Here is a 5,728-nt window from a genome sequence, read left to right on the forward strand (position 1 = left end):
ACCACCCCCTTGGGCGGCCAGTGCATCCCTTCCCAGGCCGGGCTGCGGGCATGGCACATCGAGCAGTTCCCGATCACCGTGTCATAGGCCTCGTCGAAGCCCGCGGCCGAGGCGTATTTGCGCTCGGCGTTGGTCAGGGCAAGGGCCTCGGCGGCCTCGTCGCCTTCCCCCCCCGAGAAGGTCGAAAGCCAGGCGATGGCCAGCATCAGAAACAGGGTGACGCCCCAGGTCCAGAGCGGCCCGCGGCCGGTCCTGTGCAGGGTGTTGAAATAGTGCCGGATGGTGACGCCGCTCAGGAAGATCAGGCTGGCGATGGCCCAGGCATGTTCGGTGGCAAAGGCCAGCGGGTAGGGGTTGGACAGCATCAGGAAGACCACCGGCAGGGTCAGGTAATTGTTGTGGGTCGACCGGACCTTGGCGATCTTGCCGTATTTGGCGTCGGGGCGGCACCCGGCCTTGAGGTCGGCAACCACGATGCGCTGGTTGGGAATGATCTGGAAAAAGACGTTGGCGGTCATGATCGTCGCCGTGAAGGCACCGATATGCAACAGCGCCGCGCGGCCGGTGAACAGCTGGTTGTAGCCCCATGACATCGCCACCAGTATCGCGAAAAGCACCAGCATCAGCAGGGTCGGCCGGTCGATCAGCCGGGATTTGCACAGGGCGTCGTAACACAGCCACCCGATTGCCAGCGAACCGCCGGAAAGCACGATGCCCTGCCACAGGGCCATCTCGACCTTGCTCGGGTCCAAGAGGTAAAGGTCGCCCCCGATCCAGTAGAGGATCACCAACAGCGCGAAACCCGAAAGCCAGGTCGTGTAGCTCTGCCATTTGTGCCAGGTCAGGTGGTCGGGCAGTTCGGCGGGGGCCACCATGTATTTGACCGTGTGATAGAAGCCGCCGCCATGGACCTCCCATTCCTCGCCTTGGGCGCCCTCTGGCAGATGGCTGCCCGGCTTCAGCATCAGGTCGAGCGCGATGAAATAGAAAGAGGCCCCGATCCAGGCCATCGCGGTGACGACGTGCAGCCAGCGCACCGAAAAGGCGATCCAGTCCCAGACAATAGCCAGTTCAAACACCACGGGTCTCCTGTAGGCAGCTCTCAGTGCATGTCTATTCCAATTCCATTTCTTCTGGTATCGAGACGGAAAGCCAAGCAGTATCAAAAAAAACGGAACAATGTCCTATCTCGACAACATACGCACCTTTGTCCGCGTCTACGAGCTTGGCAGCATGTCGGCGGCGGGGCGGGATCTTCGGGTTTCTCCGGCGGTCACCTCGTCGCGGATTTCGCAGCTCGAGGCGCATCTCGGGGTGCGGCTTTTCCAGCGCACCACCCGCAGCCTGGCGCCCACCGAACAGGGCAGGTCCTTTTACCGCGGGGCGACCGAGATCCTGGATTCGGTGGACCGCGCCGAGGCCCGGATCACCAGCATCACCGAAAACCTGAAAGGCGCGTTGCATGTCGCCGCGCCCCTCGGGCTGGGGCGACGGCTGATTGCGCCTCAGGTGCCGGAATTCCTGAAACGATACCCCGATGTCCAGCTGCGCCTCAGGCTGACCGACCGCGCCGTCCACCTGACCACCGAGGGGCTTGATCTGGCGTTTTTTCTTGGCCAGCCCGAAGACAGCACCATGCGCATTCGCAAGATCGCCGACGTGGCCCGCGTGCTCTGTGCCTCGCCCGACTATATCGAGGCCCGCGGCATGCCGGAAACCGGCGAAGATCTGGTGGCCGGCGGGCATGAATGCCTGAACCTGCGCTATCCCGGCGCGGCCGAGTTCCAGTGGAGGCTGTCGACGCCGAAGGGGCCGCGGAAGTTCGCGGTCTCGGGGCGCTATGAATGCGACGACGGCGACGTGCTGACCGACTGGGCGCTGGCCGGGTACGGGGTGGTGCTGAAGCCGGTCTTCGAAGTGGCCGAGCATCTCAGGGCCGGCACGCTGGTGCCGGTGGCCGAGCGGACCCCGCCCGAGGCGATCCAGATGGCCTGTCTCTATCCGCACCGCCGCATGCAGGACCCCAAGACACGCCTGTTCATGGATTTCATGGTTCAGCGGGTCTCGGCAGCGATCGAGGCCGGCGCCGGGCGCCGCTGACCGCTTCAGCTGCCCCGGTAGGTGGAATAGCCGAAGGGCGACAGCAACAGCGGCACGTGATAATGCGAGGCCTCCGCAAGGCCGAAGCGGATCGGCACGATGTCCAGAAAGCGCGGCTGCTCTGATTGCGCCCCGATGGCATCGAGATAGGCGCCGGCGTGGAACAGAAGTTCGTATTCTCCGGTCTCGAAGGCGTCGGGCGGAAGGATCGGCTGATCCGTGCGCCCGTCGGCATTGGTTTGCATGCTTGCCAGTTTACGGCGCTGGTCGCCGACGATCCGGTAAAGCTCGACGATCAGCCCCTCGGCCGGGCAACCGCGCGCGGTGTCGAGAACATGGGTGGTCAGAAAGCCGGTCATGGCGCTGTCTCCTGCTGGGGTGGCCTCATTTAATCCGGTTGGCCGGGCCGAGGCAAAGCCCCATTGGGCGAAGACTCCATTTGATCTTTTTTGAAAACCGTCCCTGACTGTCTGGTATATCAACAGGCCAGACCAGAGGACTGAAAGTTGACAAGATACCCCCGAGACATGACCGGCCATGGCGCCCGGGTGCCGCAGGCGAACTGGCCCGACGACGCCCGGATCGCGGTGCAGATCGTCCTGAACTATGAAGAGGGCGGCGAGAACAACATCCTGCACGGGGATGCGGCCTCCGAGGCATTCCTGTCCGAGATCACCGGCGCCCAGCCCTGGCCCGGCCAGCGCCACTGGAACATGGAATCGCTTTACGAATACGGGGCCCGGGCCGGGTTCTGGCGCCTGCACCGCCTGCTCGCGGCGACCCCGGTCACCGTCTACGGTGTGGCGACGGCGCTGGCCCGCGCGCCCGAGCAGGTGGCGGCGATGCAGGCCGCAGGCTGGGAGATCGCCAGCCACGGTCTGAAATGGGTCGAGCACAGGGACATGCCGCCCGAGGAAGAGCGCCGCCAGATCCGCGAGGCGATCGCGCTGCACCGGGCGGTGACCGGGCAGGCGCCGCGCGGCTGGTATACCGGGCGCTGCTCGATGAACACGGTCCGTCTGGCGGCCGAAGAGGGGGGCTTTGCCTATATCGCCGACAGCTATGCCGACGACCTGCCCTACTGGATGCGGGTCGGGGGGCGCGATCAGCTGATCGTGCCCTACACGCTGGATTGCAACGACATGCGCTTTGCCATTCAGGCGGGTTTCGCCACCGGCGATCAGTTCGAAAGCTATCTCAGGGACAGTTTCGACCTGCTCTACGACGAGGGCCGGGCGGGTGCCCCGAAGATGATGTCGATCGGGCTGCATTGCCGGCTGGCCGGGCGTCCGGGGCGGGCAGCGGCGCTGAAGCGGGTTCTGGACCATATCCGGGGGCATGAGGGCGTCTGGTTCGCGACCCGCGAACAGATCGCCGATCACTGGGCGCACGAGCATCCGCCGCAGCACCGGGACAGGCCTTCGCACATGGACCGGGCGGCCTTTGTCGCGGCCTTCGGCGGCATTTTCGAACATAGCGCCTGGATCGCCGAGGCGGCCTTTGATCTCGAGCTGGGGCCGGCCCATGACAGCGCCGCCGGGGTGCACGGCGCGCTGGCGCGGGTGTTCCGCTCGGCCGACGAGGCCCGGCGCCTCGCGGTTCTGCGCGCCCATCCGGACCTCGCCGGCAAGCTGGCCGCCGCCGGCCGGCTGACCGCCGAAAGCACCGCCGAGCAGGCCGGCGCCGGTCTCGACATGCTGACCGACGCCGAACGCGCGGAGTTCACCGAGCTCAACGCGGCCTATACCGAGAAATTCGGCTTTCCCTTCATCATCGCGGTGAAGGATCACGACAAGGCCGGTATTCTCGCGGCCTTCAGGCGGCGCATCGACCATGACCGGGCCCGCGAATTCGACGAGGCCTGCCGGCAGGTGGAGAGGATCGCGCTGCTGCGGTTGCAAGAGGCGTTGGGCCGATGAGCCGGCATCTGACGACCCTGCCGCTGACGGCCGAGGGTTTCGCCCCTTTCGGTGACCTGCTCGAGGCCTCGGGGGCGCCGGACAAATGGATCAACCAGGGCCGATGCGGCCGCTATCACGACCGCGCGCGGCTTGATTTCGCCAAGGGTCGCGCCGGGCTCAGCCTGTTCCGGGCGCAAAAGGAAACCCTGCCGCTGACCCTGCGCATGATGGAGCGCCACCCGCTGGGCAGCCAGGCCTTCGTGCCGATGTCGCAGGATCCGTTCCTTGTCGTCGTCGCGGCCGACAACGCGGGCGTGCCGGGCCTTCCCCTTGCCTTCGTTGCCGCTCCGGGGCAGGCGATCAACCTGCACCGGGGCATCTGGCATGGTGTGCTGACGCCGCTGGCGGAACCGGGGCTGTTCGCGGTGATCGACCGCATCGGAGTGGGCGACAACCTCGAGGAACACTGGTTCGACACGCCCTATGTCATCGACGGGCCCGGCACATGACCGTCCGGCCGCGAGCCCCGGTGCCGGTCAGCGGCGCAGCGCCATGTGGCGGTTGACGTCCTTGTAGAGAAGATAGCGGAACCGCCCCGGCCCGCCCGCATAGCAGGCCTGCGGACAGAAGGCGCGCAGCCACATGAAATCGCCGGCCTCGACCTCGACCCAGTCGCGGTTCAGCCGGTAGACCGCCTTGCCCTCGAGCACGTAGAGCCCGTGCTCCATGACATGGGTTTCCATGAAGGGGATCACCGCGCCGGGCTCGAATGTGACGATGGTGACATGCATGTCGTGGCGCAGGTCGGCCGGATCGACGAAACGCGTGGTGGCCCATTTGCCATCGGTGCCGGGCATCGGGGTCGGCGCGATGTCCTTCTCGTTGAGGATCAGCACATCCGGTGCCGCCAGCCCGTCGACCGGCTCATAGGCCTTGCGGATCCAGTGAAAGCGCAGGGTGTCGGTGCTGCGATTGAAAAGCGTCCAGTCGCTGGCGGGCGGCAGATAGGCATAGCCGCCGGGGGTCATCTCGTGGGTCGCGCCGTCGACACTCAGGCTGGCGGTGCCCTCGACGACGAACAGCACCGCTTCGGCTGCCGGGTCGCTTTCGGGGCGCGCCGAGCCGCCGCCCGGCTGCACCTCCATGATATATTGCGAAAAGGTTTCGGCAAATCCGCTCAGCGGACGGGCGAGCACCCAGAGGCGGGTGCCTTTCCAGAAAGGCAGGGCGCTGGTCACGATGTCGCGCATCGTGCCCCTCGGAAGCACGGCATAGGCCTCGGTGAAGACGGCCCGGTCGGTCAGAAGCCGGTCCTGACCGGGATGCCCGCCCTGCGGCGCGTAATAGGATGTGCTCATGGCGCCCTTCCCCGTGCATTTCGCTGCTGAACGGGGCCGAATATGCGGTTTCCCCGACCTTGGCGCCAGACTCCAAGCGACGACATCACCTTATGCCGTTTTTTGAAAATCCGCCCCCGGTCGGCCTAGGGCGCGGACTCAATTGCGCGTAGCCAGATCCTTGCGGATGCGAGTGCGACGGCAGCCATGAAGTTGGCGGCGTGTTTCTCGAACCGGGTGGCGATACGGCGGAACTGTTTGAGATTACAGAAGAATCGCTCAACGAGGTTACGCTTCCGGTAAAGGTCGGCTGGAACGCTGCGTTGGATGCGGACGCGGCTCTGGGTCGGGATATGCGCCTCACCGCCCCGCGCGCGCACCAACTCGACC

7 protein-coding genes are annotated in these 5,728 nt (G+C 65.8%); 3 read left to right on the top strand and 4 right to left on the bottom strand.

What is annotated here, in order from left to right; translation table 11 throughout:
• On the bottom strand, positions 1 to 1,079 hold a 1,079-nt coding region (locus ABZD10_RS12980), incomplete at its 3' end, for a urate hydroxylase PuuD (protein ID WP_372887067.1).
• A 100-nt stretch (positions 1,080 to 1,179) separates the two neighbouring features.
• Between ABZD10_RS12980 and ABZD10_RS12985 the strand changes: the two genes are divergently transcribed.
• Positions 1,180 to 2,100, top strand: coding sequence for a LysR family transcriptional regulator (locus ABZD10_RS12985; protein ID WP_372887069.1), 921 nt, complete (start codon positions 1,180 to 1,182; stop codon positions 2,098 to 2,100).
• 5 nt (positions 2,101 to 2,105) lie between these two features.
• On the opposite strand, the gene uraH is transcribed toward ABZD10_RS12985, so the two are convergent.
• On the bottom strand, positions 2,106 to 2,459 hold the full coding sequence (gene uraH / locus ABZD10_RS12990; RefSeq protein ID WP_372887070.1) for a hydroxyisourate hydrolase: 354 nt from the start codon (positions 2,457 to 2,459) through the stop codon (positions 2,106 to 2,108).
• A gap of 147 nt (positions 2,460 to 2,606) precedes the next feature.
• Between uraH and puuE the strand changes: the two genes are divergently transcribed.
• Entirely contained in the window at positions 2,607 to 4,019 is a 1,413-nt protein-coding gene (gene puuE, locus ABZD10_RS12995; protein ID WP_372887071.1) for an allantoinase PuuE, read from the top strand.
• Positions 4,016 to 4,510, top strand: coding sequence for an ureidoglycolate lyase (locus ABZD10_RS13000; protein WP_372887073.1), 495 nt, complete (start codon positions 4,016 to 4,018; stop codon positions 4,508 to 4,510). Before puuE ends, ABZD10_RS13000 begins: the two co-directional genes overlap by 4 nt.
• Before the next feature lie 27 nt (positions 4,511 to 4,537).
• Here the strand turns inward: ABZD10_RS13000 and ABZD10_RS13005 are convergent, their stop codons facing one another.
• Together ABZD10_RS13005 and ABZD10_RS13010 are read right to left on the bottom strand one after the other, a co-directional pair.
• Positions 4,538 to 5,359, bottom strand: coding sequence for a bifunctional allantoicase/(S)-ureidoglycine aminohydrolase (locus tag ABZD10_RS13005; RefSeq protein WP_372887074.1), 822 nt, complete (start codon positions 5,357 to 5,359; stop codon positions 4,538 to 4,540).
• Positions 5,360 to 5,484: 125 nt separating this feature from the next.
• On the bottom strand, positions 5,485 to 5,718 hold the full coding sequence (locus tag ABZD10_RS13010; protein WP_372887075.1) for a transposase: 234 nt from the start codon (positions 5,716 to 5,718) through the stop codon (positions 5,485 to 5,487).
• Positions 5,719 to 5,728 lie beyond the last annotated feature (10 nt).

Origin of the sequence: Shimia sp., from assembly GCF_041624275.1 — a bacterium.
GTDB lineage: Bacteria > Pseudomonadota > Alphaproteobacteria > Rhodobacterales > Rhodobacteraceae > Shimia.